The 228-nt window shown below is 63.2% G+C and carries 1 protein-coding gene; it reads left to right on the top strand.

Annotation, left to right across the window (positions count from 1 at the left end; translation table 11 throughout):
• A partial coding sequence (locus HCN51_RS57915) for a hypothetical protein (protein WP_168022251.1) occupies positions 1–228 on the top strand: 228 nt, incomplete at both ends.

Here is a 228-nt window from a genome sequence, read left to right as displayed (position 1 = left end):
CTACGGCGGCGTCTCCTATTCCTTCCTGGAAGCTGAGCTAGAGGTGACACCCCACATCCCAGACGAAGCCGTCCACTTCGTCATCCGCACGCCTGCTTGGCAGGTGCCCTACGCCATCTTCATCGAAGACGGCCTGATGCGGGTCAGAGCCGCGGGCGACGGTGAAGTGATGATCTCCACGTCCCGCCGTGACCTCTCCGCCACCGAGTTCTTCGCACGCCGCGACAA

This window comes from Nonomuraea composti (genome assembly GCF_012034275.1).
Lineage (GTDB): Bacteria > Actinomycetota > Actinomycetes > Streptosporangiales > Streptosporangiaceae > Nonomuraea > Nonomuraea composti.
The sequence above is the reverse complement of the archived record's forward strand: the minus strand, read 5'-3'. Positions and strand labels throughout refer to the sequence as shown.